The 24,973-nt window shown below is 45.2% G+C and carries 24 protein-coding genes; 15 read left to right on the top strand and 9 right to left on the bottom strand.

Annotated features, from left to right (window positions below):
- Nucleotides 1-69: 69 nt before the first annotated feature.
- The 5 genes from LRR81_RS15510 to mgrA all read left to right on the top strand — a co-directional run bounded on the left by LRR81_RS15510 (nt 70) and on the right by mgrA (nt 6,983).
- The gene (locus LRR81_RS15510) at nt 70-1,317 is read left to right on the top strand and encodes an alpha/beta fold hydrolase (RefSeq protein WP_231790299.1); all 1,248 of its coding nucleotides are present in this window, start codon (nt 70-72) and stop codon (nt 1,315-1,317) included.
- A gap of 101 nt (nt 1,318-1,418) precedes the next feature.
- Complete coding sequence (locus tag LRR81_RS15505) at nt 1,419-2,990, top strand: histidine kinase N-terminal 7TM domain-containing diguanylate cyclase (RefSeq protein ID WP_231790298.1); 1,572 nt, start codon at nt 1,419-1,421, stop codon at nt 2,988-2,990.
- A 143-nt stretch (nt 2,991-3,133) separates the two neighbouring features.
- Nucleotides 3,134-4,519, top strand: coding sequence for a glycoside hydrolase family 1 protein (locus LRR81_RS15500; protein ID WP_231790297.1), 1,386 nt, complete (start codon nt 3,134-3,136; stop codon nt 4,517-4,519).
- Between the two features lie 15 nt (nt 4,520-4,534).
- A complete protein-coding gene (locus LRR81_RS15495; RefSeq protein WP_231790296.1) occupies nt 4,535-5,974 on the top strand; it encodes a glycoside hydrolase family 1 protein in 1,440 nt (479 codons plus the stop codon).
- Nucleotides 5,975-5,990: 16 nt separating this feature from the next.
- Nucleotides 5,991-6,983 (top strand): L-glyceraldehyde 3-phosphate reductase, encoded by a 993-nt coding sequence (gene mgrA, locus LRR81_RS15490; RefSeq protein WP_231790295.1) that lies wholly within the window; start codon nt 5,991-5,993, stop codon nt 6,981-6,983.
- A gap of 489 nt (nt 6,984-7,472) precedes the next feature.
- Here mgrA and LRR81_RS15485 read toward each other — a convergent pair whose 3' ends face one another.
- Complete coding sequence (locus LRR81_RS15485; protein WP_231790294.1) at nt 7,473-7,907, bottom strand: MarR family winged helix-turn-helix transcriptional regulator; 435 nt, start codon at nt 7,905-7,907, stop codon at nt 7,473-7,475.
- A gap of 160 nt (nt 7,908-8,067) precedes the next feature.
- Here LRR81_RS15485 and LRR81_RS15480 point away from each other — a divergent pair, with 160 nt between their 5' ends.
- Complete coding sequence (locus tag LRR81_RS15480; protein WP_231790293.1) at nt 8,068-8,490, top strand: organic hydroperoxide resistance protein; 423 nt, start codon at nt 8,068-8,070, stop codon at nt 8,488-8,490.
- 71 nt (nt 8,491-8,561) lie between these two features.
- The gene (locus LRR81_RS15475; protein ID WP_231790292.1) at nt 8,562-9,398 is read left to right on the top strand and encodes an alpha/beta fold hydrolase; all 837 of its coding nucleotides are present in this window, start codon (nt 8,562-8,564) and stop codon (nt 9,396-9,398) included.
- Between the two features lie 49 nt (nt 9,399-9,447).
- Here the strand turns inward: LRR81_RS15475 and LRR81_RS15470 are convergent, their stop codons facing one another.
- From LRR81_RS15470 to LRR81_RS15450, 5 genes are all read right to left on the bottom strand, one after another.
- On the bottom strand, nt 9,448-10,134 hold the full coding sequence (locus LRR81_RS15470) for a hypothetical protein (RefSeq protein ID WP_231790291.1): 687 nt from the start codon (nt 10,132-10,134) through the stop codon (nt 9,448-9,450).
- Nucleotides 10,131-11,033, bottom strand: coding sequence for an ABC transporter ATP-binding protein (locus LRR81_RS15465; RefSeq protein WP_231790375.1), 903 nt, complete (start codon nt 11,031-11,033; stop codon nt 10,131-10,133). Before LRR81_RS15465 ends, LRR81_RS15470 begins: the two co-directional genes overlap by 4 nt.
- On the bottom strand, nt 11,033-11,419 hold the full coding sequence (locus LRR81_RS15460) for a GntR family transcriptional regulator (protein WP_231790290.1): 387 nt from the start codon (nt 11,417-11,419) through the stop codon (nt 11,033-11,035). The genes LRR81_RS15465 and LRR81_RS15460 overlap by 1 nt, the downstream gene beginning before the upstream one ends.
- A 119-nt stretch (nt 11,420-11,538) precedes the next feature.
- Complete coding sequence (locus LRR81_RS15455) at nt 11,539-12,288, bottom strand: SDR family NAD(P)-dependent oxidoreductase (protein WP_231790289.1); 750 nt, start codon at nt 12,286-12,288, stop codon at nt 11,539-11,541.
- A gap of 89 nt (nt 12,289-12,377) precedes the next feature.
- On the bottom strand, nt 12,378-13,058 hold the full coding sequence (locus tag LRR81_RS15450) for a phosphatase PAP2 family protein (RefSeq protein ID WP_231790288.1): 681 nt from the start codon (nt 13,056-13,058) through the stop codon (nt 12,378-12,380).
- 417 nt (nt 13,059-13,475) lie between these two features.
- Between LRR81_RS15450 and LRR81_RS15445 the strand changes: the two genes are divergently transcribed.
- Nucleotides 13,476-13,865, top strand: a complete 390-nt coding sequence (locus tag LRR81_RS15445) for a tautomerase family protein (protein ID WP_231790287.1) — start codon at nt 13,476-13,478, stop codon at nt 13,863-13,865.
- A 74-nt stretch (nt 13,866-13,939) separates the two neighbouring features.
- Here LRR81_RS15445 and LRR81_RS15440 read toward each other — a convergent pair whose 3' ends face one another.
- The 3 genes from LRR81_RS15440 to LRR81_RS15430 all read right to left on the bottom strand — a co-directional run bounded on the left by LRR81_RS15440 (nt 13,940) and on the right by LRR81_RS15430 (nt 18,475).
- Entirely contained in the window at nt 13,940-14,656 is a 717-nt protein-coding gene (locus LRR81_RS15440; protein WP_231790286.1) for a 3-ketoacyl-ACP reductase, read from the bottom strand.
- Nucleotides 14,657-14,831: 175 nt separating this feature from the next.
- Entirely contained in the window at nt 14,832-16,931 is a 2,100-nt protein-coding gene (locus tag LRR81_RS15435) for a HelD family protein (RefSeq protein ID WP_231790285.1), read from the bottom strand.
- Nucleotides 16,932-17,068: 137 nt separating this feature from the next.
- Entirely contained in the window at nt 17,069-18,475 is a 1,407-nt protein-coding gene (locus LRR81_RS15430; RefSeq protein ID WP_231790284.1) for an MDR family MFS transporter, read from the bottom strand.
- Between the two features lie 109 nt (nt 18,476-18,584).
- Between LRR81_RS15430 and LRR81_RS15425 the strand changes: the two genes are divergently transcribed.
- From LRR81_RS15425 to LRR81_RS15395, 7 genes are all read left to right on the top strand, one after another.
- Nucleotides 18,585-19,232: a response regulator transcription factor gene (locus LRR81_RS15425; RefSeq protein ID WP_231790283.1), complete on the top strand. Its 648-nt coding sequence runs from the start codon at nt 18,585-18,587 to the stop codon at nt 19,230-19,232.
- 4 nt (nt 19,233-19,236) lie between these two features.
- Complete coding sequence (locus LRR81_RS15420; protein WP_408631615.1) at nt 19,237-20,355, top strand: sensor histidine kinase; 1,119 nt, start codon at nt 19,237-19,239, stop codon at nt 20,353-20,355.
- Between the two features lie 126 nt (nt 20,356-20,481).
- Nucleotides 20,482-21,417: an ABC transporter ATP-binding protein gene (locus LRR81_RS15415; RefSeq protein WP_231790282.1), complete on the top strand. Its 936-nt coding sequence runs from the start codon at nt 20,482-20,484 to the stop codon at nt 21,415-21,417.
- A 12-nt stretch (nt 21,418-21,429) separates the two neighbouring features.
- A complete protein-coding gene (locus LRR81_RS15410; protein WP_231790281.1) occupies nt 21,430-22,548 on the top strand; it encodes an ABC transporter permease in 1,119 nt (372 codons plus the stop codon).
- Between the two features lie 2 nt (nt 22,549-22,550).
- The gene (locus LRR81_RS15405; protein WP_231790280.1) at nt 22,551-23,696 is read left to right on the top strand and encodes an ABC transporter permease; all 1,146 of its coding nucleotides are present in this window, start codon (nt 22,551-22,553) and stop codon (nt 23,694-23,696) included.
- Between the two features lie 103 nt (nt 23,697-23,799).
- A complete protein-coding gene (locus LRR81_RS15400; protein ID WP_231790279.1) occupies nt 23,800-24,267 on the top strand; it encodes an Lrp/AsnC family transcriptional regulator in 468 nt (155 codons plus the stop codon).
- 13 nt (nt 24,268-24,280) lie between these two features.
- Entirely contained in the window at nt 24,281-24,877 is a 597-nt protein-coding gene (locus LRR81_RS15395) for a LysE family translocator (RefSeq protein ID WP_231790278.1), read from the top strand.
- Nucleotides 24,878-24,973: the final 96 nt, after the last annotated feature.

Here is a 24,973-nt window from a genome sequence, read left to right as displayed (position 1 = left end):
TCTTAATGTCTTATATTCTATAAGAAAAGAAGTCTTCCTTTTAATTCTTTCTATAAGGAGGAGAGGTAAATGAAACGCCGTCCTGCCCTAGTCTTTCTCCTGTTATGGCTGCTTGCCTCTTTTATCGGTGCCGCCGGATTTTTTGGAACAGCTGCCATCGACTCCCGCCCTGCTGTTTTCGTCTCAGCAGGCAGTATTCTTTATCTTTCCGTTTTTGTTCTTTTGTCTTTCCTTGTTTATAGAAAAAACAGGCTGCTGTGGAAGCTGACGATTACAGCGATTGCGCTTTTGGCGGCGGCGCTAGTGGTTTTGCTTCTTCCATTGCGAGATCAAGCACCTCAATTATCCATGCTGCAGGGCGAAAAATTTTGGCATATGAAAGATGGGACAGCAATTGCTTATCTGCATGCTGCGCCTCCAAAAAGGCCGGGGAAATATCCTGTCCTTTTTGTCCATGGCGGTCCTGGTACGCCAAACATGAAAGGGGATGCCTCCTTTTTTGGAAAGCTTGCAAGAGATGGATATGATGTCTACCTCTATGATCAGGCGGGCTCAGGCCTTTCCTCGAGGCTTGATAATCCTCTCCAATATACAACTCAGAGAGCAGTGGACGAACTGGAGGAAATCAGAACAAAAATACGTGCCGAGAAGCTCATTCTGATCGGGCATTCCAATGGTGGGAAGATAGCAGCGGCCTATATGAAGGCTTATCCGGAGCATGCAGAAAAAGCAGTCTTGATTTCGCCAGGCCCGCTGTCTGCTGAAGACAAAAGCGGCGGCAATCTAAAAAGCCGCCTGAACAGGGCGGAAAGCTTGGCCCTTTATCAAGAGCTGCTGCATCCTAGGGTCATGGCAGCTTATCTTTTGCTCCAAGTAAACCCAGCAGCTGCAAAGAATTTTGCTGGAGATCATGAAATGGATGCCCGGTTTATTAATGTATACGAGAAAACAGAAAAAACCCTTCATTGCAATGCCAAAACAGGCAAAAAGCTGCAGGGAACAGGGTTTTACGCCAACCAGGCACCGCAGTCTGCTGCTTTTCCCGCTGAGACTGACATAAAGGGAGAGATTGCACCGCGTGTCCCTGTTCTTATTTTTAAAGGATCATGCGACTATTTGTCCTGGAGTTCTGCTGTGCAATATAAAAAGCAGATGCCGCGGGCAGAACTCGTTTATTTCCCGCATGCCGGCCATAATTTATATGAAGACAGTCCGGCGGCTGCATTGGAAGAAATCAGGGCCTTTCTTTCAGGGAAAAAACTCCCTGCTGCACCGCTTCAGTCAGTGAGCAGGCCGAAAGGATATGAAGGTGCCTGAGAAACAGGGGCATATTTACCTATTTTCCTCCGCTCCTCTATGGTAAAATTAGAAGGCAGATATAGTAAACTTCTGCAATTTTATGTAAATCGGAGCCGAAGATGGGAACAGACTACTTTACCTATATTGTCGTGATATCTATTGCAGGAGTTTTTAATATATTGCTTGGTTTTTATGCCTATCAAAGCAAAGATCAGTTTTCCGGCAGCAAAACATATACCTGGATTTCTTTCTTTTCAGCCATTTATGCATTTGGACATGCCTGCGAGCTTGCCGGAAAAACCTTGGCTGATATTTGGCCCTGGATTGCCTTTCAATATACTGGTCTGCCGTTTATTGCCCCTGTCACACTCATTCTGATGCTTCAGTATTGCGGACATGACAGGCATGTAACAGGGAAAAATGTTGTTTTCTTGTTATTGATTCCAATCCTTTCACTGTTGTTTGTTTTAACCAATCCTCATTTGCACTTTTTCTATCAGTCAATCGAACTGCAGCGGGCAGGAGTCTTTTATATTGCCGATTTCACGATCGCTCCCTGGTACATTATTCACGGCAGCTACACCTCCGGCTGTTTAATCGCTTCATCTTGGATTTTAATATCCTACTGGAAAAGAGCGGGTTCAGCTTATTGGAAGCAGCTGCTGACTTTATTGATCAGCGTCCTTCTTCCTATGCTGTCATCACTGCTTTACCTCCTCGGCGCTGTGCCGTTCGGCATTGACCCGGTTCCGGTTGTGATGTGCTTTACTTCAGGACTCACATTGTGGGCTATACTGGCCAACCGTCTGCTGATTGTAACGCCGATTGCCCGTGACAAGGTTTTTGAGAGCATGCGGGACGGGGTTATCATTCTGGATTTAAGAGGCGTTATTATTGATTTTAATCTTGCGGCATGGCGGATGATCCCAGGCCTCGAAAAAAATGCGATTGGGGAAAACGCCGAAGAAGTGTTAAGCTCTAGCCTGAAAAATTTCCGCGTCAATCAAACCGGCACTGCGCCTGTGACCTATCAATTGGAACGGAACAGCAGGCATTCTTACTATCAGGTCCAGTCAGCCCCCATTTTTAAAGGCAATGGCAAACCGTCTGGAAGAACCATTATTATCAGTGATATTACTGAAGAGACGCTGCTCAAGGAAAAGCTGGAGGAGCTTGCTTATAAAGACGGCATGACCGGAATCTTTAACAGAACTTACTTTATCGGAACCTTTGCAAAGCTTATAAAAGAAGCAGCAAAAGAGGGATCGCCGCTTTCCCTCATGATTATGGATATTGATCATTTTAAATCGATTAATGATACATTCGGCCATTTAACAGGTGATGAGGCAATCGGCCATGTTGTGCAGCTGGCAAAAGAAATTCTCGAAGGATCTTCTTTGTTTGCGAGATATGGGGGCGAAGAGTTTGTCGCCGCGCTCCCAGGAAGGGAGCTTGATGAAGCAGCAAGTATAGCGGAAGACATCCGCATGAGCATTGCAGCTTCCCCGCTTCGTACAAATGCAGGCAAGATTGCGATTACTGCGAGTTTTGGAGCCGCAGCCCTGACGGGAGAAAAATCAATTGAAGACCTTCTGAGTGAAGCCGATCATGCTTTGTATGAAGCCAAAAGAAGCGGAAGAAACAGAGTATGTGTATCAGAAAACGGTAAAATGCTGTCTCATATAAAATGAGGCAGTTTTTTTAACCTCACAACAAATGACTAGTCTTTTAAATTAAAAGACTAGTCATTTGTTGTTTTAACGGTATAATAGAAATGAAAGCGTTTATAAATAGCGGGTTATTCATACATTCATAAAAAAGGAGAATCAGTCAAATGCAGCATGGAAGCGGAAAGATCATACCGGAAGGATTTTTATGGGGAGGCGCTGTCACATCCTTTCAAACAGAAGGCGCATGGAATGAAGGCGGCAAAGGGCCATCCATTGTGGATGCCAGGCCTGTAAAGGAAGGTTCTTCTGACTGGAAAACGGCTGTTGATTTTTATCATCGCTATAAGGAAGACATTGCTCTGTTTAAAGAAATGGGCTTCAATGCTTACCGAACGAGCATTTCCTGGGCAAGGATCTTCCCTGATGGGGAAGGAGAGGCAAACGAGGAAGGGCTGCAATTTTATGACCATCTGTTCGATGAAATGCTGGCAAACGGCATTCAGCCCGTGATTACCCTATATCACTTTGATCTCCCGCTTGCACTTGCTGAAAAATACAATGGCTTCTCCTCGAGAAAAACAGTTGATTCTTTTGAAAAGTATGCCAGGACGGTGTTCAAGCGCTATCAGCATAAAGTGAAATATTGGCTGACGTTTAATGAGCAGAATCTGGTGCTGACGAATCCTGAATTCTGGGGTGTCAGCCTTGAGGGAGCAGAGAGCGAAGAAGCGCTTAGATATCAGACCGCCCACAACGTGTTCATTGCGCATGCTAAAGCGGTAAAAGCTCTCCATGAAATTGTTCCGGGAGGGAAAATGGCCGGAATGGTCACGTATACAACCATTTATCCTCATACAACCAATCCTCGGGATGTGCTTGCGGCGATGAAGGCAAAGGAGCTATTGTGCGATTTTTTCTTTGATGTATTCGCGTTTGGGGAATATCCCTCTTATGTAAAAAGCGATCTTGCGAAAAAAGGGATCATGCCTGTGATGGAGGAAGGGGACGCCGGCCTTCTGAAGGAAAACACAGCAGATTATTTGAGTATCAGCTATTATCAGAGCCAGACAGCAAGTGCGGAAAAAGCAGAACAGTTAACAGCCAATCCATGCCTTCAAACAAATGAGTGGGGATGGGCCATAGATCCGGTTGGATTAAGGATATGCCTGAAGGACATGTATGCGCGCTACAGGCTGCCGATTTTCATTACGGAAAACGGGATCGGTTTAAGAGAACAGCTGAATGAAAACGGGACTGTTGAAGATGATGCAAGAATTGACTATTTAAGAGAGCACATACAGCAGATGAAGCTTGCCATGGAAGAAGGCGTTGATGTATTCGGCTACCTAACATGGGGCTCAACTGACCTGATCAGTTCCGGAGGCAGTTTTGAAAAGCGCTACGGCTTTATTTACGTTAACAGAGGGGAAAGCGATCTGAGAGATTTAAAGCGATACAAAAAGAAAAGCTTCGATTGGTATAAGCAAGTGATTGCCTCAAACGGCGAGAAGCTGGATCTTCAGCCGGCAGTAAGCAGCCAGCAGAAATAAGAAGGGGGAAGCAGCATGATTCACAAAACATTAAAGGCTTTTCCGCCGCAGTTTCTTTGGGGGGCGGCATCCGCAGCCTACCAGGTGGAAGGCGCCTATCAGGAGGACGGCAAGGGATTATCCGTATGGGATGAATTTGTCCGGATTCCGGGAAAAACCTTCAAGGGAACAACAGGGGATACCGCCGTTGACCATTATCACCGCTATAAAGAAGATGTTAGGCTGATGGCTGAGCTTGGTCTTAAAGCGTATCGCTTTTCTGTAGCTTGGTCGCGGATCTTTCCGGATGGAAAAGGAAAAGTGAATGAAAAGGGAGCTGCTTTTTACAGCGATTTGATTGATGAATTAAAGGCAAACGGGATTGAACCAATTTTAACCCTCTATCACTGGGATTTGCCGCTTGCCCTGCAGAAGGAATACGGCGGGTTTGAATCCAGAGAAATAATCAAAGATTTTACCGCTTACAGCACAGAGCTTTTTAAACGGTACGGCGACAGGGTGAAATACTGGGTCAGCCTGAATGAGCAGAACATTTTCACTATGTTCGGCTATAAAACAGCTGTCCACCCGCCGGGAATTAAAAATGAAAAGCTCTTTTACCAAATCAACCACCATGCGAGCCTTGCCAATGCCAGCGCCATTCAGGCGTTTCGAAAGCTTGTGCCGGATGGGAGAATCGGTCCGAGCTTTGCCTATTCCCCAGCCTATCCGCTTACTTCAAAGCCTGAAGATCTTCTGGCAGCTGAAAATGCGGAAGAGCTGAACAGCCATTGGTGGATGGACATCTATGCCTGGGGGAAATATCCGAAAGCAGCCTTGCAACATCTTGCTGAAAAAGGCGCTGCACCGGTCATGGAAGAAGGCGACGAAGAGCTTCTGAAAGCAGGAAGGCCGGATTTTATGGGCCTGAACTATTACCAGTCTTCAACCTATGAAAGCAATCCGCTTGAAGGCGGCACGTCTGAAGGTGAAATGAACACATCAGGAAAAAAAGGAACAAGCAAGGACACGGGCATACCTGGGTTATTCAAAACAGCAGGCAACCCTTTTCTGGAAAAAACAAACTGGGACTGGAACATTGATTCAGAAGGACTGCGGATCGCTTTGCGGAGAATATCAAGCCGTTACCGCCTCCCGGTGCTTATCAGTGAAAACGGTTTAGGGGAGTATGATAGACTGGAAGAAGACGGAACAATCCGGGACGATTACCGGATCGGCTATCTTCAAAATCATGTGAATGCGATGCAGCAGGCGATCACAGACGGAGCGGACATTCTCGGATATTGCGTCTGGTCGTTTACGGATTTATTGAGCTGGCTGAACGGTTTTCAAAAGCGATACGGACTTGTGTACGTCGATCAGCATGAAGAAGGGCAGCACAGCCTTCGCCGCATCAAGAAGAAAAGCTTTGACTGGTATAAAGGCATCATCCAAAGCAATGGGGAAAACCCATAACAAAGGGGAGAAGGAATTGGTATACACAGCAGCAGAAGACCGATATGAAAAAATGAAGTACAGCAGATGCGGAAATTCAGGACTCTTGCTGCCGGCCATCTCGCTCGGACTGTGGCATAACTTCGGCGGCGTGGACACGGTTGAAAATGGCCGTGCCATGCTGAGAAGAGCGTTCGATTTAGGGATTACTCACTTTGACCTTGCCAATAACTACGGACCGCCGGCCGGCTCTGCTGAAAACATGTTCGGTGAAATCATGAATACAGATTTCGCACCATACAGGGATGAAATGATCATTTCCACAAAAGCCGGCTACTATATGTGGCCAGGACCATACGGGGAATGGGGTTCAAAGAAATACTTAACCGCAAGCATTGACCAAAGCCTGAAACGGATGGGCCTTGACTATGTGGATATTTTCTACTCTCACCGCCCAGATCCAAATACACCGCTTGAAGAAACAATGGGCGCGCTTGACTCTATCGTAAAGCAGGGAAAAGCCCTTTACGCAGGCATTTCAAGCTACAGTGCAGAGCAGACAGAAGAAGCTGTGAAGATCATGAACAAGCTCGGTACACCGATCCTGATCCATCAGCCGAACTACTCAATGCTGAACAGATGGATTGAAGACGGCCTTCAGGATGTGCTGCAAGACAATGGCGTCGGCTCCATCGCTTTCTGCCCTCTTGCTCAGGGACTGCTTACGAAAAAGTACCTGGAAGGCGTACCAGAAGACTCAAGAGCCGCAAAGCCGACAGGAGCGCTTGGAGAAGAGCAGGTCACAGATGAAGTACTCGCACAGGTAAAAGAACTGAATGCCATTGCAGCAGAACGCGGCCAAAGCCTTGCACAAATGTCTCTTGCATGGGTGCTGCGAAACGGGCGGGTCACCTCAGCTCTGATCGGAGCAAGCAAAGTAAGCCAGATTGAAGAAAACGCGGCAGCTTTGAATAATTTGGAATTCACGGATGGTGAATTGGAGAAAATTGAACAGATTCTTGGGAAATGAGAAAACTGGCCTTGAGGGCCAGCTTTTTCTTTGTGGGACGGCAAGGAAAGAAGGGAAGCCGCACATAAACGGTGAAAGCTGCAAGAATTGTAAGGAAGCCGCACATAAACTAAAAAACCCGCAAGCATCAGGCTCAACCAATAAATCTTTGAAACCCGCATATAAAGGGCTGTTTTTTCATTGGAAAGAAGGTAAAAATGAATCACAGGGCTATATATGAGGCTCTTTTTGAACATTTCAGCAGAAACTCAGAAAAAAATCACAATATAATGACGATCTGCTGTTCAAGCAGTTTAAAACCGGCTCTTCTATTAACTAAGATCCGGTTTTCGGTCTGTTCTTGTATAAAGAGCAGCTGTTATCAGCTTTTATCGAAGCAGTAACTGTTTCAGGGACCTTATATCGGCGGATGATGAAGCCATATCGGCGAATTGGTCCAGGATACCGGCGGATTCCCGCTGCAGGCCGTTTTACACCAAACCGCCCTGCTTATTCCTCCAGCTTCTCCAGCAGCTTTTTAATAGAGGCATTCAAATCCCGCAGTTCGTCCTCCGGCAAGCCTGTTGAAGTGAAAAGTGAGGTTGGAATGCAGCCGGTTTTTTTCTGAACAGCCTGGCCTTCTTCAGTTAAGCTTACAGTTACCACACGCTCATCCTGCTTGCTTCTGCTTCGTTTTACGAGATTTGCTGCTTCCATTCTTTTCAGCATCGGCGTCAGAGTTCCTGAATCAAGGTCCAGCAGCTCTCCGATTTCTTTGACGGAGCGGCTGTTTTTTTCAGCCAGCACCAATAGGACAAGGTATTGAGGATAGGTTAAATTCAGCTCTTCCAAATAAGGGCGGTAAAGCCGCATAACGGCCCTGGAACCGGCATAAAGGGAAAAGCAGAGATGGTCCTCCAGTTTTAAAAAATCTTCTGTATCCATATAAAAACTCCCATTCTAATTTGATCAAATCATACATCAGGCTAAGTAGACCGTCAAATTAAATTGTGTGAAATTAAATTGTTGACAATTTTAATTTAGCTTGTAAGATAAAGAGGTAAAGGTTGTGCAAAATTAAATTTCAAAAAAGGGAGTTGTTAGTATGTCAAATACATTATTCACAGCGGAAGTTACTGCATTAGGAGGAAGAGAAGGACGGGTTCAGTCACCAAATGGTGCCATTAACCTTGAAACGGCTATGCCAGGAACACCAAGAGCGAGCAAGCTTCCTGAATCAACAAACCCTGAGCAGCTTTTCGCAGCAGGCTATGCAGCATGCTTTGACAGTGCTCTGCAGTTTATTGCCAGAAAAGAAAGGGTAAAAATTGAATCAGAAGTAACAGCACATGTCAGCCTTCTGAAAGATGAAGCGGACGAAGGCTTTAAGCTTGCTGTCAAGCTGACTGTTAAAGCAGCAGGTGCAGAAAAAGAAGTGGTGGAGAATCTAGTTCATCAAGCGCACCAATTTTGCCCTTATTCAAAGGCGACCCGTGGAAACATTGACGTGACGCTCGAGATGGCATAATTAAAAATTAGTGCACCTTCTTTCACGCATTCTAATCATCTTTCAATTAAACACTTTTTGGAGGGATAGCAATGGGAACAGTAAATGTGGGAACAGAGAATGGTGCACCGGTTGAACTGTACTATGAGGATCAAGGCAATGGGAAGCCGGTTGTCCTCATTCATGGGTGGCCGCTGAGCGGAAGATCATGGGAAGCTCAAGTTCCGGCTTTGATTGAGGCAGGCTATCGTGTCATAACGTATGACAGAAGAGGATTCGGCCAGTCATCACAGCCTTACTCAGGCTATGATTATGATACTCTTGCGGCTGATTTGAATCAGCTGATGGAGCATCTGGATTTGAAGGAAGCAGCCCTTGTCGGGTTTTCAATGGGAGGCGGGGAAGTCGTCCGCTACTTAAGCAAATATGGTTCTTCAAGAATCGGGAAGGCCGTGCTTGCCGGTGCTGTTCCGCCTTATCTTTATAAAGCAGATGATAACCCAGAAGGCGGACTGGACGATGCCGCTATTGCCGAGTTCGAAAAAGGGGTCAAGAGTGACCGGATTGCTTTTCTTGATACGTTTACCCAAAACTTTTTTGCTGCAGGGGATCGAAGCGACTTCGTCAGTGAGCCGTTCCGTCTTTACAACAGGGACATTGCAGCCTTCGCTTCTCCAAAAGGGACGCTTGACTGCATTGCAGCCTTTGCCCGTACGGATTTCAGGGAGGATCTGAAAAAGGTGGATGTTCCATCCTTGATCCTGCACGGAGATGCAGATGGCATTGTGCCGTTTGAAGTCAGCGGCAAAAGAGCTCATGAAATGATTGAAGACAGCAGCCTGACGCTGATTGAGGGTGCGCCACATGGATTTAATGCTACACATCCTGAAGAATTTAACAGGGCGTTGATTGATTTCCTTAATAGATAATGGAAAAAGAGCAGCGGATTGAAAAATCTGCTGCTCTTTTCTATGTGCGTTACACTGCTGCTCTGCGAAGAAGGAAGTAGGAAGAAGCAGCAAATAGGATGGCAAGAACAAGCATTGACCAAATGACAATCTCCAAATGGCCTCCAAGATACAGAAATACAGGCGCCCACAGGTTAAATTGAGTGAATAGCAATGCAAAAACTGTCAGTAAAAGGCCTATGATTGTGAAAAATGCATAGAGACCGGTTTTGCCCGCCCGCTGAAACAAACTGGATATGGCAAACCCGAACATCATCCCGCTGACCAGGATAGAAAAATAGCACCACAGCTGCCAGAATTTATTTGGATTGATATAGTCAAGAAGGCTGAAGAAATGAACGTTGTATCCCCATCCGCCTGTTACTTGGCTTTCCAGGAATGAGAACAGGGTCATTAAGGAAGAGGTTAAGATGCAGGCAATCAAAAAGGCCATAATGGTTCCTGTAAAATAGTCTTTTCTCCGTATGCTTAAATCAATCGAGAAAGGAAAGGTTTGAGCTGTATTCACAATGCCTGCAACAAGCATAAAGATAATGATGGAGAGGATACCTCCAGTGTTAAAGGCTTCCGTTCTATTAACCATAGCCGCAATAGAGACGTTGATCAGCAAGCTGAAAATGACAACCATCCATGGCATTGTAAACAGGGTGAAATGATATTTTAAATGAGTGTTCATAACCGCTTTTACAGAGTTCATAGCGCTTTTGCCTCCTTATGGCTTTCTTCAGATTCACTTGTTAAATGGACAATCAGCTGCTGAAGGGAAACAGGGGCGATTTCAAGTCCTCGTTCTTCTGCCTCTTTTCGCATAGCAGAGCTTAAGCTTCCGTATACAGTAGCTGAAACAAAGCCGCCGAGATTTTCCCTTTTTAACACTTTCATTCCTGTAAGAAATGACTCTGCTTTTAAGGAAGGGCCGACAACGGTAAACGCTTTTCCGCGAATTTCCTCCGCTTCTTCATTAATAATCAATTTCCCATTATCAATGACCAGAACATGCTCCAGAATCTTGCTGACTTCATCAATGAGGTGGGTAGAAAGAACAACGGTGCGGGGATGGTTTGTGTAGTCTTCCAGCAGGCGGTCGTAAAAGATATTTCTTGCAACAGCATCAAGACCAAGATAAGGCTCATCGAAAATCGTCAGTTCCGCTCTGCTTGCAAGCCCAATCACAATGCCGACTGAAGAGCGCATCCCGCGGGAGAGCTTTTTCATTCTTCGTTTAAGAGGCAGCCTGAAATCCTTCATCAAGGAATCGGCATAATCAGTATCCCAATTTGGAAACGTCTGGGATGAAATATCGAGAATGTCTTTTATTCTGAAGTGATCCGGATATTTTTGGGCTTCTTTAATAAAACAAACTTTGCTGAGGACGTTTTTGTTCTCATGAGGGTGTTCGCCGAATACGTTAACGGAGCCGCTCGTGGGAAAAAGCCTGGCAGTAATCATGTTCATAATCGTCGTTTTGCCTGCCCCGTTCCGGCCGAGAAGTCCGTAAATTTTGCCCTCTTCCAAAGAAAAACTGACATTTTCAACAGCTGTCTGGTCTCCTCTGTAGGTTTTCGTGAGCCCGCTTACTTCAATTATCGGTTTCATCATTTGCCCGCTCCTTTTTCAATCATTTGAGTAACTTCCGCTCTTGTCATTCCGATTTTTTCAGCTTCCTGAAGCATTGTGATCACATACTGCTCATAAAACTGCTCTCTTCGTTTTTCCATAAGCCGGTCCATTGCCCCTTTAGCTACAAACATGCCAACACCTCTTTTTTTGTAGAGAATTCCCTGGTCCACCAAAAGATTGACCCCCTTGCCCGCTGTTGCAGGATTGATTTTGTAAAAAGCAGCAAACTGGTTTGTTGACGGTACTTGGGTTTCTTCTGGCAGGCCGCCTTCAATGATGTCATTTTCGATTTTTTCAGCTATTTGCACGTAAATTGGACGGCTGTCGTCAATCAAGGGATAGCCCCTCCTTATTTGGTTCATTACTTATGTAATTAACTATATGACCAATGGAGTGAAAAGTCAATCGCATTTCTGCCTATTTTTAGAAAATAAAAAGCGTGCAGCAATAATTCATTGCTGCACGCTTAACAAACTGACTGTTACCTGGAGACATGCGGGAAAATAGGATCTTTTAAATGAAACTCATAGGTTTGGCCATCTACAATGCCGACGGTTTTCTCACTGTCGTAAAGTTCAAGCATAAATCCGGCCATTTCTTTAGCAGTATGGAATTTTGGAAGGGAGTTATACTGAAACTCGTCCACTTCCATTGAGCGGTTCACAAATTCCGTCTCCGTGGCTGCAGGGGCAAGTACCTTTGCCTGCATCGGGAGTCCTTTCGCTTTTAATTCATGGGAAAGGCCTTCAGTAAAGGAGCTGACGTAAAATTTGGAAGCACAATACGTGACAGCGTCTGCCACAATCGTGTAGCCTCCTCCTGAGGAAACATTGATCAGCTGTGTCCCTTCTTTATCAGCATAATCACGGACAAACAGGGAAGTCAAAATGGTGAGAGATTCAATGTTCAAGTGCAGCAATTGTTCAATTTTATCCAGATTTTGCTCGCCAATCGAAGCGAAATTGCCGAACCCGGCATTGTTAATCCAGGTTTCTATTTCGTAGTTTTTCAAGCTGTCATATAAAGCATAAGAATTTTTTGAAACGGATAAATCACTTGTTTGAATGATGACCTCAGCAGCTGGATTTACACGCTGTATTTCCTTTTTTAATTCCTCCAGCTTTTCTTTTCTGCGCGCTGAAATAATAAGATTTTTCCCTCTGGCCGCAAAAGCCAGGGCTGTTTCATAACCAATACCGGAGCTTGCTCCTGTAATAACGGTGTATATCATATGATGTCCTCCTCTAATATCAATCATCTATTAGTTTTAACCATTTCCGTTTTAAATTATATTGGTTAGAGTTTACTCTAAGTCAAGTTTTAACTCGTTTTTTCGATATCGTCTGCTAGTGTTTCGGCACCCCTTCTTTTTGCCCGTTTGTAATAGGCGATCGATAAAGCAAGCCAAAACGTACTGCATAAATATCCGCCAAGAACATCGCTCGGAAAGTGAACACCTAAGTATATCCGGCTGACTCCGATGCCGAGGATCATTGCTGAGCTGAAAATAATCAGCAAAATTCTTCCCCAAAGTACCGGTGTGTGACGCCATAGGATAAAAGCAAGGATCCCGTAAAAGGCAACGGCTTCCATGGAATGCCCGCTTGGAAAACTGAAGCCTGAAGCGTGGGCAATTCTGTGCAGGCTTGGTCTGGAACGGTGAAACAGGAGTTTTAAAATTTGATTCAAAACCGCTGAACCAAGCACCACCATAATGAACAGCACGGCCTCGCTTCGGTGCATCAAAATCTTTTTGAATAACAGGAAAGACAATATGGCCAGAACAAACACAACCCATGCTGAACCAATCCAGGAGAGAAATTTCATGATCACAGTAAGCTGAGTGTTTTCAAACCCCTGTACGAAGGAAATGATATGGTAATCAAAGGAATGCACAAGGCTCTCATGAACAAAAACCGCCATAGCGCCGAATAAAACAGCAAAAACTAAACTTATTAAAAAAGCTTTGCTTAAATGTTGCTCGACTTTTTCATGCTTCATCTCTCTAGCCCCTTACATCAATGGTTTAACTTACTTCATACCCTTGCAGCATTAAAATAGTCTTAAAAGTGTTTAAAAAACGCTCCAGTTTGCAATAGGGAGTTTTTAGCTTTTAAAATTGAGAATTTGATGTAAACGGAAGTGTAAGCGGCCTCTTGTGAAAGCGTTTACTGTCTGATTTAACGGTTTCACTTTCCAAATCAGGGTGTTTACTGTCCAATTTAAGATTTCCAATTTAACGACTTTACTGGGGTTTCCGCAAGTTAACTGTCCAGAATGCCTGCTTAATTGGCGAGCATCCAGACTTAGTCAAAATAGAATTAAGCTATTAAAAAATCAATTAACCACCTCATCCTTTGCCGCTTCCAAAGGACAAATGCTATAGTAAGCTTATTCCAATAGGAGAGGGGTTTCTGTATGCCGCTAGTTCGCTTTGACTTAATCGAAGGCAGATCAAAAGAAGAATTGAAGCAGCTGCTGGATGCTGCTCATGAGGCCATGGTAGAGGCCTTCCAGGTACCAGAAAGGGACCGCTACCAAATTGTGCATCAGCATCCGGAAAACGAGATGATCATTGAAGATACAGGACTTGGCTTTACGAGAACAAACAAGATGGTTATTGTTTCAATGACAAGCCGAAAGCGCACAGAAGAACAGAAGCAAAAGTTTTATCAGTTTCTGGTGCGGAACCTAAAGGAGAATTGCGGTGTTGCACAAGAGGATGTGATGGTTTCCATTACCGAAAACGGAGATGCGGACTGGAGCTTTGGCAGGGGACAGGCACAGTTTTTATCTGGTGATTTATAAGAAAGAGGGTCATTAATCGTGTCCTTCTCTTTGTAAAAAAGGCATCCTGACAAAAATCAGGATGCCTTACTTGTTTACGGATTCGTCGACCACATGCCTGCGGACTTGATAAAAATGCGCGGATTCAGCTTCAGCTGGGAAACAATGATTTCGGCAATGTCTTCCGGCTGCATGACTTTTTCAGGGTTGCCGTCAGTCAGATTCGCATCCTTTGCGAGATCTGTTGCGACAGTGCTTGGCGTAAGAGCTGTCACCCGGATGTTATGCTTCCGCACTTCCTGCATCAGGGATTCAGTCAGTCCCATGAGACCGAACTTAGAGGCACTGTAAGCACTTGACGCCGCTGAACCTCTTTCGCCTGATGTGGAGGAAATGTTGATAATGTCCCCTGATTTCTGCTGGATCATGCCTGGAAGAACAGCTCTCGTGACGTGGTAAACACCCATCAAGTTCACTTGGATGATGTTTTCCCATTCTTCAGGAGAGAGCTCGAGGAAGCCGCCGAACTTTCCAATGCCTGCGTTGTTAATTAAAATATCAATCGTTCCAAGCTCGCCTTTAATTTGTTCCACGGCTTGGGATACTGCTGCACCGTCTTTAACGTCAACGGCAGCGTATGTTACTTTCACACCGTAGCTGTTTAATTCTTCTGCCGCTTTTTCAAGGTTTGAAACAGTTGTGCTGATAAGGCCGATATTCACGCCTTCTTTTGCGAGTGCCACTGCTGCAGCACGGCCAATTCCCCGTGCACCGCCTGTAATTAAAGCTGATTTGCCTTTGATTGAAGTCAATTATTTCACTCCTTCGCCTTATGTAGTGAAAGGCTGCACAATAGATGCAGCCTTTCTTTTAAGCCTATTCTAAATTCGCATGCCTGCCAAACATTGTGCCTGAAAATAAGCAAAGAAAAGGAAAAGGGAATGCTGGCAAAAGGCGGCCAATCCGCCGCCTTTTGCATAAAGTTTCTTATAACGGAAGCAGTGGAGAAGGTTCCCCTGAGTAGTAGATTCTAAGAAAATGCAGGGCTCTTGTACACCCAACATAAAGAAGCTTCGCATCCCATGGTGTTTTCTCGTAATGTTCCTTATTGGCGTCACAGATTAAGACGGCATCAAATTCCAGTCCTTTGGCAAGATGAATCGGGATAACAGAAATACCGCCCCCATAATCTCTTTTACCGCCTGATAGAATGGAGGCATGCTGTCCCCGTTCGGCTAGCTCCCTATGGATTCTTTCGCAATGCTCTTCCGTTCTGCCGATGATGCCAATGGTATTGGCATTCTGCTCCGAAAGCTCTGACAGCGCCTCTATGAGCTTTTCGGTTTCTTCGCCTTCTGCTGTTTCTTCTACTCTCACATCATCAGCACTTCTGAAAACAGGGCTTGCGAGGACCGCAGGCTGGTAAGCAGAAGTAAGGACTCCGTTAGCAAATTCAATAATTTCCATTGTGGAACGGTAGCTTTTCTCCAGTTCAAAATAGGCCAGATGCTCTTTTTCAAAGATGGGGTGAAGCTCTTCCCAGCTTTCAAGCCCCTTATCATCATAAATGCCCTGGGAAAGGTCTCCCAGAATGGTAAATGATCCGCGTACAGACAGCTGGTTTAATAGGGCAATTTGATAAGGGGAGAAATCCTGTGCTTCATCAATCACGCAATGCTGGAATTTCGCATCCCTGTCCATCCCGCTGACCAGAAGCTGAATATGAAGCAGGGCTGCCAGATCTTCTTCAAGCACTGTTTTCTTTCCAGCGGCCTTCATCGTTGTCCGATAGAGCTCATCAGGAAGGTAGGCGCGCATTTCTTCCGCAGACAAAATTTCTTTATAAAGGGCCAGCGGATCAAGAGAAGGCCAGGAATTCATATAAGCTCTGAGACGCTGGTTCGCCTTCTTCTTCGTTTCTTTCTGCACCTTCTGTTCCCAGATCTTCGCAAGCTCATGATCCAGCCAGCGCTTTATTTTTTCCTGCACCCGCTCCCGCTTTCGGGAAGCTGTGCTCTTCGTATCACTGTGGTACCATTCCGCTATGGTTTCTTGTTTGAGAACCGTATTCTCCCAGGCCTCAAAGTCTTTGTCCGGAACACTTTTTGCGAGCAGATCTTCCATCAGCCTGCTGACAAGATTCATATAGGAGAGCGAGCCTTTCAGCCTTCCAGTCCGCAGGCGTTTCGCTCCGCTTCTCTGCGGGCCTGGAGCAAACCATTCTTCTGTTTTTACCGTTTCCTGAAGGATTTTCACCTTGCTTTCGAGCATTCTTTTTGCCCAGTCTGTGAAGGTTGTCTGCTGAATATTGCCAACCCCGAGCTCTGGAAGAACGTTCGAGATATAATCCAGAAACATGGCATTTGGTGCAAAAATAATCATCCGCTCTGCTTCCATGTTTTCGCGGTACTCGTATATCAAATATGCGAGCCTGTGAAGCGCAACAGTTGTTTTGCCGCTTCCGGCCACACCTTGTATAATAAGCGCCGCATCGCGTTTTGACCGGATAATGTCATTTTGTTCCGCCTGGATGGTTGATACGATGTCCCGGAGCTTGCTGTCTTTCCGCTCTCCAAGCCGGTAAAGGAGGAATTCATCTGCGGCACCGTGGTTTTCCTTGCCTTTTTCATACGTATCGACAACCCGCAAAAGCTCCTGGCTTCGCACAACTATGTTCCGTTTCAGATGGATATTTCCTTCAATCAGTCCTTCCGGGGAATCATAAAAGGCTGTTTCCTCTCCGCCGGTAAAGGAGTAAAAGAGACTGGCAACAGGTGCGCGCCAGTCGACAATCATCACATCCCTGCCTGATTCTTCACTCACGCCAGCCTTGCCGATGTAAAGCGGGAGGGGAGCATCCGTCCCGTCCTCCTGAAAATCAAGGCGCCCGAAATAAGGCTCGTGATTTGCGACTCTTAGGCTTTGCCGCCCTTTTTCGCGCACGTCTTCCAAGGACTGCTCCGTAATGTCGCTTCCTGTGTACTTTTCTGCTGCTTCAAGCCGTTCCAGCTGGCGATGAATCTCGGCAGCGTGTTTTTTGAGCTGCTGCTGCTCGTAATCAAAGGCACTTTGATCAAAACCTGCCATAAATCAGTTACCTCCCAGAATGAGATTTTCCGCCTGAATTTTCAGATAGGAACCGATTTTACCATATCCAGGGACATAGATGCCAGGGATTTTCAAAATAAAAAAGCCCGCTCAGAAAGCAGGCTATGGATGATCTATTATTCAGTATTTTCCTTATCTTCATGCAGCAGGAAGGCAAAAATGAGCCCGCATGCACAGATCACTCCTGTGACAATAAAGGAAATGTTTATACCGTGAATCATTCCCTGTCCGCCCTGTTGGCCAGTTGCCATTTGAGCGCTAGCGATTACGGTAAACAGGATTGCAGTTCCGATAGAGCCTGCGATCTGGCGCATGGTATTATTCATGGCAGTGCCATGAGAAATTAAATGCTTTGGCAGCTGATTAAGCCCTGCCGTTGTTACTGGCATCATGACCATTCCGACGCCAAACAGCCTGATTGCATTAATGGTTGCCAAATAAGCGAAAGATGTCTCAGAAGAAAGGTTGCTGAGCAGGAAGGTCGTAACGGTTGTGATCAATAAGCCTGGAATGGCAAGCTTTTTTGCACCGATCCGATCATACAGCCTTCCGGAAATGGGGGACATGGCCCCCATCACAATAGCTCCAGGGAGAAGCATCAAACCTGACTTTAAAGCAGAATAATTCAGCAGGTTCTGCATGTAAATCGGAAGAATGGTCGCGCTTGAGATCATCACGACGAAGACAATGGCTGCGATCATGGTCGTAAAAGTAAATGTTCTGTTTTGAAATACTTTAAATTCCAGAATCGGCTCCTTCAGATGAAATTGTCGGCGGATAAAGATAACCAGTGAAATCACACCAACTGCGAGCGGAATATACACTAATGGACTTCCCCAGCCGATATTTCCGGCGCTGCTGAATCCGAAAAGCAAGCCCCCGAATCCAAGGGTGGATAAAACAATGGAGCTGATATCGAGTTTCGGATGAGTCTGTTCTGTGACATTTTTTAAGATAAAGAACGCTACGATGAAATCTATGATAGCAATCGGCAATACAATATCAAACAGTGTTCTCCAGGGATATTGATCCACAATCCAGCCGGAAAGCGTAGGGCCTATAGCTGGTGCAAATGCGATAACGAGACCGAAAATCCCCATCGCCTGTCCTCTTTTTTCAATGGGGAAGATGACAAACAGCACGGTTTGAATCAACGGAAGAATGATCCCGGCGCCTGCTCCCTGGATAATCCGGCCGACAATTAAAAGGGAGAAACCCGGAGCAATGGAGCAGACAAATGTTCCGATGGCGAATAAGGCGACAGCACTTAGGAAAAGGGCCCTTGTTGTAAATTTGGCTGTCAAAAACGCTGTAATCGGAATCATTATTCCATTTACGAGAAGGAATATGGTCTGCAGCCATTGAACCGTATTAGGGGATAAACTTAAGTCCTTCATAATATGGGGCAAAGCTGTTGCCAGAAGCGTCTGATTCAGGATCGCTATAAAAGCGCCTGAGATCAGAACAGCAACAATGGGTCCTGTTCTGACATTCGTGTTTGGTTGTGTTTGCGTATTTTCCATAGCTCAGTCCTCTTCGATTTTGATTGGCGGTGCACAAATTCCTCTATTAGTATTTATCCTGATCCAGAGATTTGAAACAGGCTGATGTTCAAAACAGGAGGGAAAGGGGATGAACTCAATAAAAATAAAATTGATTGTCGCAGATGATAATTCCTTCATAAGAGAAGGCATGAAAATTATTTTAACAACGTACGAGGAATTTGAAGTTGCAGCAACAGTGTCAGATGGGAAGGAAGCCGTTGACTATTGTTTGAAGCACGAGATTGATGTTGCCCTGCTTGATGTGCAGATGCCGAACATGAACGGGGTGGAGGCAGCGGGTCTGATAGCAGGTCAAACGAAGACAAAGCCGCTGATTCTCACCACCTTTGATGATGATGCTTATATCCTTGAAGCCATTCGGAACGGGGCAAAGGGCTATTTATTGAAAAATACTGATCCGGAAAGAATTAAAGAAGCGATCACAGCGGTTCATCATGGGAACAGTATTCTGCAGGATACGGTTCTTGAAAAACTCAAGGCGAATCTCCTAGAGGGGCCTCAGGAAACCCTCAAAATTGATCGTAAGCTTTTCACAGAAAGAGAGCTAAGTATTATGAAGCTCATTGCCAAAGGCTTTTCAAATAAGGAAATTTCAAAAAAGCTGTTCATTTCGGAAGGAACGGCAGCCAATTATATTTCTTCTATTCTTTCCAAAACTGGCTTGGAGCACAGAACGCAAATCGCCATCTATTATTTAACAGGGAATGCTGACTAGGATTATGATGGTGTGGATCAATACAGCAAAGCTGTTTTTTATCCTGGTTTTGGCTTTATACTTTATCCAAACAAAGGAAGTACAGATCCCGCAAGCGGTGCTGCTTGTCCTTCTGTACCTTTGCTTTAATTTAACAGGCTCTATTGCAAAGGGGCCTGTCCTGCAAAGATTGGCGTTGTTCGCTGCTCTATCTGCGGCGGCCTCCGGATTTTTCACAGTCCACCCGCTATTCATCATTTTGATGCCGCTGAATTTTCTGGAGCTGGCTGCACCTGCCAGCCTTAATAAATGGCTTGCTTTATTGCTGCTTCTCCTCCCAGTAAGCTTGATTTCACAGTCTGTGCAGCTCTTTTATTTCTTGGCGGCTCTATTCAGCTTTCTTGTGTATATACTGGCGGAAAGTTACGAAAAAAGGGTGCAGCGGCTGGAGTATCATAATGACAAAATGAGAAGGGATCTTATTCTCCTGACGAAGAACCTGAATGAAAATACGGAATACTCAAGGCAGCTGCACTATTCGTTCAAGCTTGAGGAACGAAACAGGCTGTCACAGGAAATTCACGATAAAATCGGGCATTCGATGACAGGGGCCCTGATTCAGATGGAAGCCGCCAAGCATTTGCTGGATAAGGATGCTGAAAAGGCAAGAGAGCTTCTTCAAAATGCGATCCATATTTCAAAAGAAGGGATTGAGAGCATTCGTCTCACTTTGAAAAATATGAAGCCGCCGGCAGAGCAAATGGGGCTTAGCAGAATCCGGCTGCTTGCAGAGGAGTTTTCTGCCACTCATAGAATCAGCGTCCAGCTTGTTCACAAAGGGAATATTGAGGCCATTTCGCAGCTTCAATGGAAGGTCATCTATGACAACATGGCAGAGGGGATGACCAACACTCTTCGATATGCGGACGCAGACTGTATTTCTGTTAGGCTTGAGGTGCTGCATAAGGTTGTAAAAGCGGAAATAAAAGATAATGGAAAAGGGGCAGAAAAGGTTGAAAAAGGCCTTGGCCTGATCGGAATGGAAGAACGCACAGCTTCCGCAGGCGGCACCATTGTTTTTCATGGAAAAGACGGTTTTACGATCACAATGCTGCTGCCGATTGCAAATGTCTGGCATGGCTGATGAACATACTCAATAAAAAAAGTGAAGATTCTCATGTGAAAAGGATGAACGATTGCACTGCCGGCCGTTCATCCTTTTTCTTATAATGAATCCAAGAAGTGATTCATTCACGAGAGAGGCGAGGAAATGGAAATCCTAACAATGAAAAACCTGACAAAAAAGTTTGGGGATTTTATCGCTGTTGACAATATGTCTTTAACCATTCATGAAGGAGAAATCTTTGGCTTCTTAGGTGCAAATGGAGCAGGGAAGAGCACGACCATTAACTTGGTTTCCGGCTTAATGAAAAGCAATGGGGGAAACATCGTTTTTCTACAAAAGGATATCGCGAAGCATTCCAGGTTTGCTAAAAGAAATATTGGGGTTGTGCCTCAGGAAATTGCCATATATGAGAATTTGACAGCCTATGAAAACGTCGAATTCTTTGCCGGGCTGTATGGCTTGAGAGGAAGGAAGCTCAAGGAGCGGGCAGAGGAGGCCCTTGAGTTTACAGGCCTTAGCGACAAGCGGAAAAGCAAGCCTGACAGCTTTTCAGGAGGGATGAAAAGAAGGCTGAATATTGCCTGCGCCATTGCCCATCGTCCGAAGCTGATTATTATGGATGAACCAACGGTCGGCATTGATCCTCATTCACGAAATTATATTTTATCTTCTGTAAAGAAACTGAATGAGATGGGCTGTACGATTATTTACACGAGCCATTACATGGAAGAAGTCGAAGAGATCTGCACAAAAATTGCTATTATTGATCACGGGAAGATCATTGCGGAAGGCACAAAGGAAGAGCTGGCCGCGATAATAACGAACACAAAAGACATGGTGATTGAAGTAAAATCAACTGAAAATCTTGATATAAAAGCGCTAAAAGAAATCAACGGCGTGAACGAGGTCATTCAGGAGGAAAGCGTGATTAAGATTAACTCCGATTCAGAAGCCGGCAATCTGTCCAGAATTCTGCAATATTTCATCAGTGCCGGGATTGAAATCCGCTCGCTCGATGAGCAGGCGCCAAACCTGGAAACCGTTTTTCTTACTCTGACCGGAAGAAACCTGCGGGATTAGGGAGGGATGGCCATGAATATTTGGAGAATTGCTCAAAAAGAAATCAAGCAAAGCTTTCGCGATGTCAGGACATTAGTATTAATGCTCGCCTTTCCGATTGTTCTCATGCTTATACTCGGATCCGCCCTCACGAATGCATTCAACACCGATTTTTCTCTAGGGAAAGTGGAGGTGCTCTATCAGAATAAGGCATCAGGGCAGCTTTCTCAGTCATTTCAGGGACTTATTGAAAGTACAGATAAAAGCGGTATTCGCTTCATCAAAGAAAATAACAGCAGTAAGGCCAAAAAAGCGATTGAAAATGGAAAATATGCGGGCTATGCAGAGGTATCAGATAAAGGAATCACCTATTTCGGAAACGAAAGACAGCAGCTCGAAAGCGGGGTTGTTCAAGGAGTGCTGAATTCGTTTCTGACGAAATACAAGGCAGCTGCAGAATTAGCTAAAAAGGATTCGAAGCTGATTCATTCAACGTTATTGAATTCACATCACAATTATATAGAAGAAAAAGCTCTGAACGCTTCCAGGCAGCCAGGGTCTATGGACTACTACGCCATTGCCATGACAACAATGATTGCCTTATACGGCAGTATCTCAGCAAGCTTTCTCATCAGAAGCGAAAGAACGAGAAATACTTCCATCAGGCTTGCGGCTGCACCTGTATCAAAAGTTGAAATTTTTATCGGCAAAATCATTGGCAGCCTTCTGACAAACGGTCTGGCCGTTCTCCTTGTCGTCCTGTTCAGCAAATATGTCTTTGGAGTAGATTGGGGCAGCCATTTCGGCCTCGTCATGATGGTGATACTGGCTGAAGTCCTCTTTGCCGTAAGCTTCGGCTTAGGATTAAGCTATATCACGAAAACCCCCGGTGCTCAGCGGGCCATTTCAATGATTATGGTTCAGGTGGCTTCCTTCTTTGGAGGAGCTTACTTTCCAGTTGGAAATGAGAAAGGCTTTTCAAAAATCGTAACAGATTTATCACCGCTTCACTGGTCTAATACAGCCATCATGAAATTAGTCTACAACAATGATGCAGCCGCGGCACTTCCAGTCATTTCGCTGTTTATCGGATTAGCGGCCCTGTTCCTCGCCATTTCAGCAGGTGCGATGAGCAAAAGAGAGGGGATTTAATTATGACATCTATTCTGTGGCTCATCAGAGGGGCTTTGAAAACCCACCTTGCCAACAAAAAAGGAATGTGGATTTTTCTCGGTCTGCCGGTCATCGGCATTCTCCTATCAGTGCTTGCTCATTCAAGCAATTCAGAAGATAGGGTTAAAGCAGCCGTTATTAATGAAGATGGCCAGTATGCTGCAAATTTGACAGCTGATCGAGTGAAAAGCCTTAAAAATGTAAACATTATCCAAGTGAAAAAATCAGATTTGAATAGCCGGATCGCTGATGGCACAATTGATGCTGCCGTGATACTTAAAAAAGGATTTTCGAAAAGCGTTGCAGAGGGAAAACCAGCTGGAATAGAAATCTTTTCCGTGAAAGGGAAACAGGCAACCGCTCTCCTGACAGGGCCAATCTATGAGTATGTGGATGTTCTGACTTCTTTTGCCAAAGCTTCGCCGCAGGATGAATCAGGATTAAAAAAAATGGTGAAAAGCTATCAGCAATCCTCGCTCAAACTAGTCACAGGGAAAATCAGCAGCCTGGAGTCAAGTGATATGACGGCTGCAGGATCAATCGGCTACTTGATCATGATTATGCTCATATCTGCGGGAAGTCTGTCAGAGTTCATTCTGAAGGAAAAAGAGAGCCGCACGTATTTCAGGCTCCTGACAGCACCGATCGACTCGAAATCCTATGTACTGGCCAATATAGCCGTCAACATGATCTTCATGGTTGCCCAGATTGTGATCACGCTCTTTTTCTTAACCAATGTTTTTCATATCCGTTTAGGACTCCCCGTGTCAGAGATGTTCCTGATTCTCTTTTTGTTTTCCTTCATATCAGTTGGCCTTTCGCTCATATTTGCGGCGTTTGCCAAAAGCTCACACGCCGCAAGCGCCCTGCAGAATTTAATTATCACGCCAACATGCCTGATTGGCGGCTGCTTTTTCCCGATAAAAATCATGCCGGAAATGCTCCAGAAAGCAGCTGACTTTTTGCCGCAAAAGTGGGTGCTGACGACCATCTCCCAGCTGCAGCAGGGAAGCCCGCTTGGCAGCCTTGGTTTAAATTTTCTTATCCTGCTGGCATTTGCTGCCGCGTTTTTCCTGATTGCTGTTTATGGATTCAGCAGGGAAAACAAAGGCGGAAGCTTTGTATAAGAGTTAAGAAAGCTGTCCATCATTGGATGGCTTTTTACCTTGAAAGAGATTTAGTTATAAAGGTATAATAGGTAATATTATTTATAGAAATAGGTGAAGTAAAATGGATCCTTACGATTCAAAGATCCTTCAGCTGCTCTCTCAAAATGCCCGCATGAAATGGGCCGATCTCGCCGCAAGCATTGGGCTATCCGCTCCAGCGGCGGCAGAGAGGGTCAGCAGGCTGATGGATCAGGGGGTTATCAAGCATTTCAGCACAATTGTAGACCCTGAAAGTGTCGGCTGCGATCTCGCCGCATTTGTGGCGGTCTCTCTGGAGAGGCCTGAGCATAGAGGGAAATTTCTGGCGCTGATCGAGAAGCTTGCAGAAGTGCAGGAATGCCACCATATTGCAGGTGATGATGACTATTTGCTGAAAGTGCGCTGCCGAAACACAAAGGATTTAGACAGGGTTGTCAGCCATGAAATCAAAAGTCTGCCTGGCATTATCAGGACGAAAACAACGATCGTCATGGATACCATTAAAGAAAGCACTGAGGTTGCTCTGCAGTCCCATAAATTTTCATCATAGAAGGAAGAGCAAAATGTTATTTTTAAAGAGTATCATTTTAGGTTTTTCTGTATCTGCTCCTATTGGACCGATCGGACTTCTCTGCATCCAGCGGGTACTGCAAAGAGGGAAGGTGGCAGGCTTGTTAACAGGCTTTGGAGCAGTTACAGCCAATATACTATACGCTGCAGTTGCCGCATTGGGCTTTTCAGTCATTTCTGCTTTTTTGCTGCAGCAGCAGGCTATTTTAAAAGTGCTCGGGACCCTTTTTCTCTTGTATATTGGAGTGCAGACACTTGTGAGGAAGCCGGCAAAATATGCGGCAAATCTAAAAGGGGAAAGCTTATTCCAAATGTACCTGTCAACGCTTCTCCTGATGATCGCAAACCCCGTAACCATTCTTAACTTTACAGCCATGTTTTCAGGGATAGGATTCCATCAGGGGGAAGACACGATTTCAACCGTTTTTCAGCTAGTGGGAGGAGTTTTGATTGGTGCTGCCTTCTGGTGGATTTTGCTTAGCTGCTTTGTCAGTATTTTCAGAAGCAGGCTGACGGCACATCTTGGATTTGTAAACAAAAGTGCCGGACTGATGATTATCTTGCTTGCTGTTTTATCCTGGATGAAATAATGATAGAAAAGCCCCCGTTCACCGGGGGTTTTTAAGTGCCTATGACCCATGTGGAAGTAAAAAAATGGTTATAGAATAATAGATATCCCGCCAATC

This window comes from Metabacillus kandeliae (assembly GCF_021166585.1).
Taxonomy (GTDB): Bacteria; Bacillota; Bacilli; order Bacillales; family Bacillaceae; genus Metabacillus_B; species Metabacillus_B kandeliae.
Note: the sequence above shows the minus strand (reverse complement) of the source record. Positions and strands in the feature narration are given on the sequence as shown.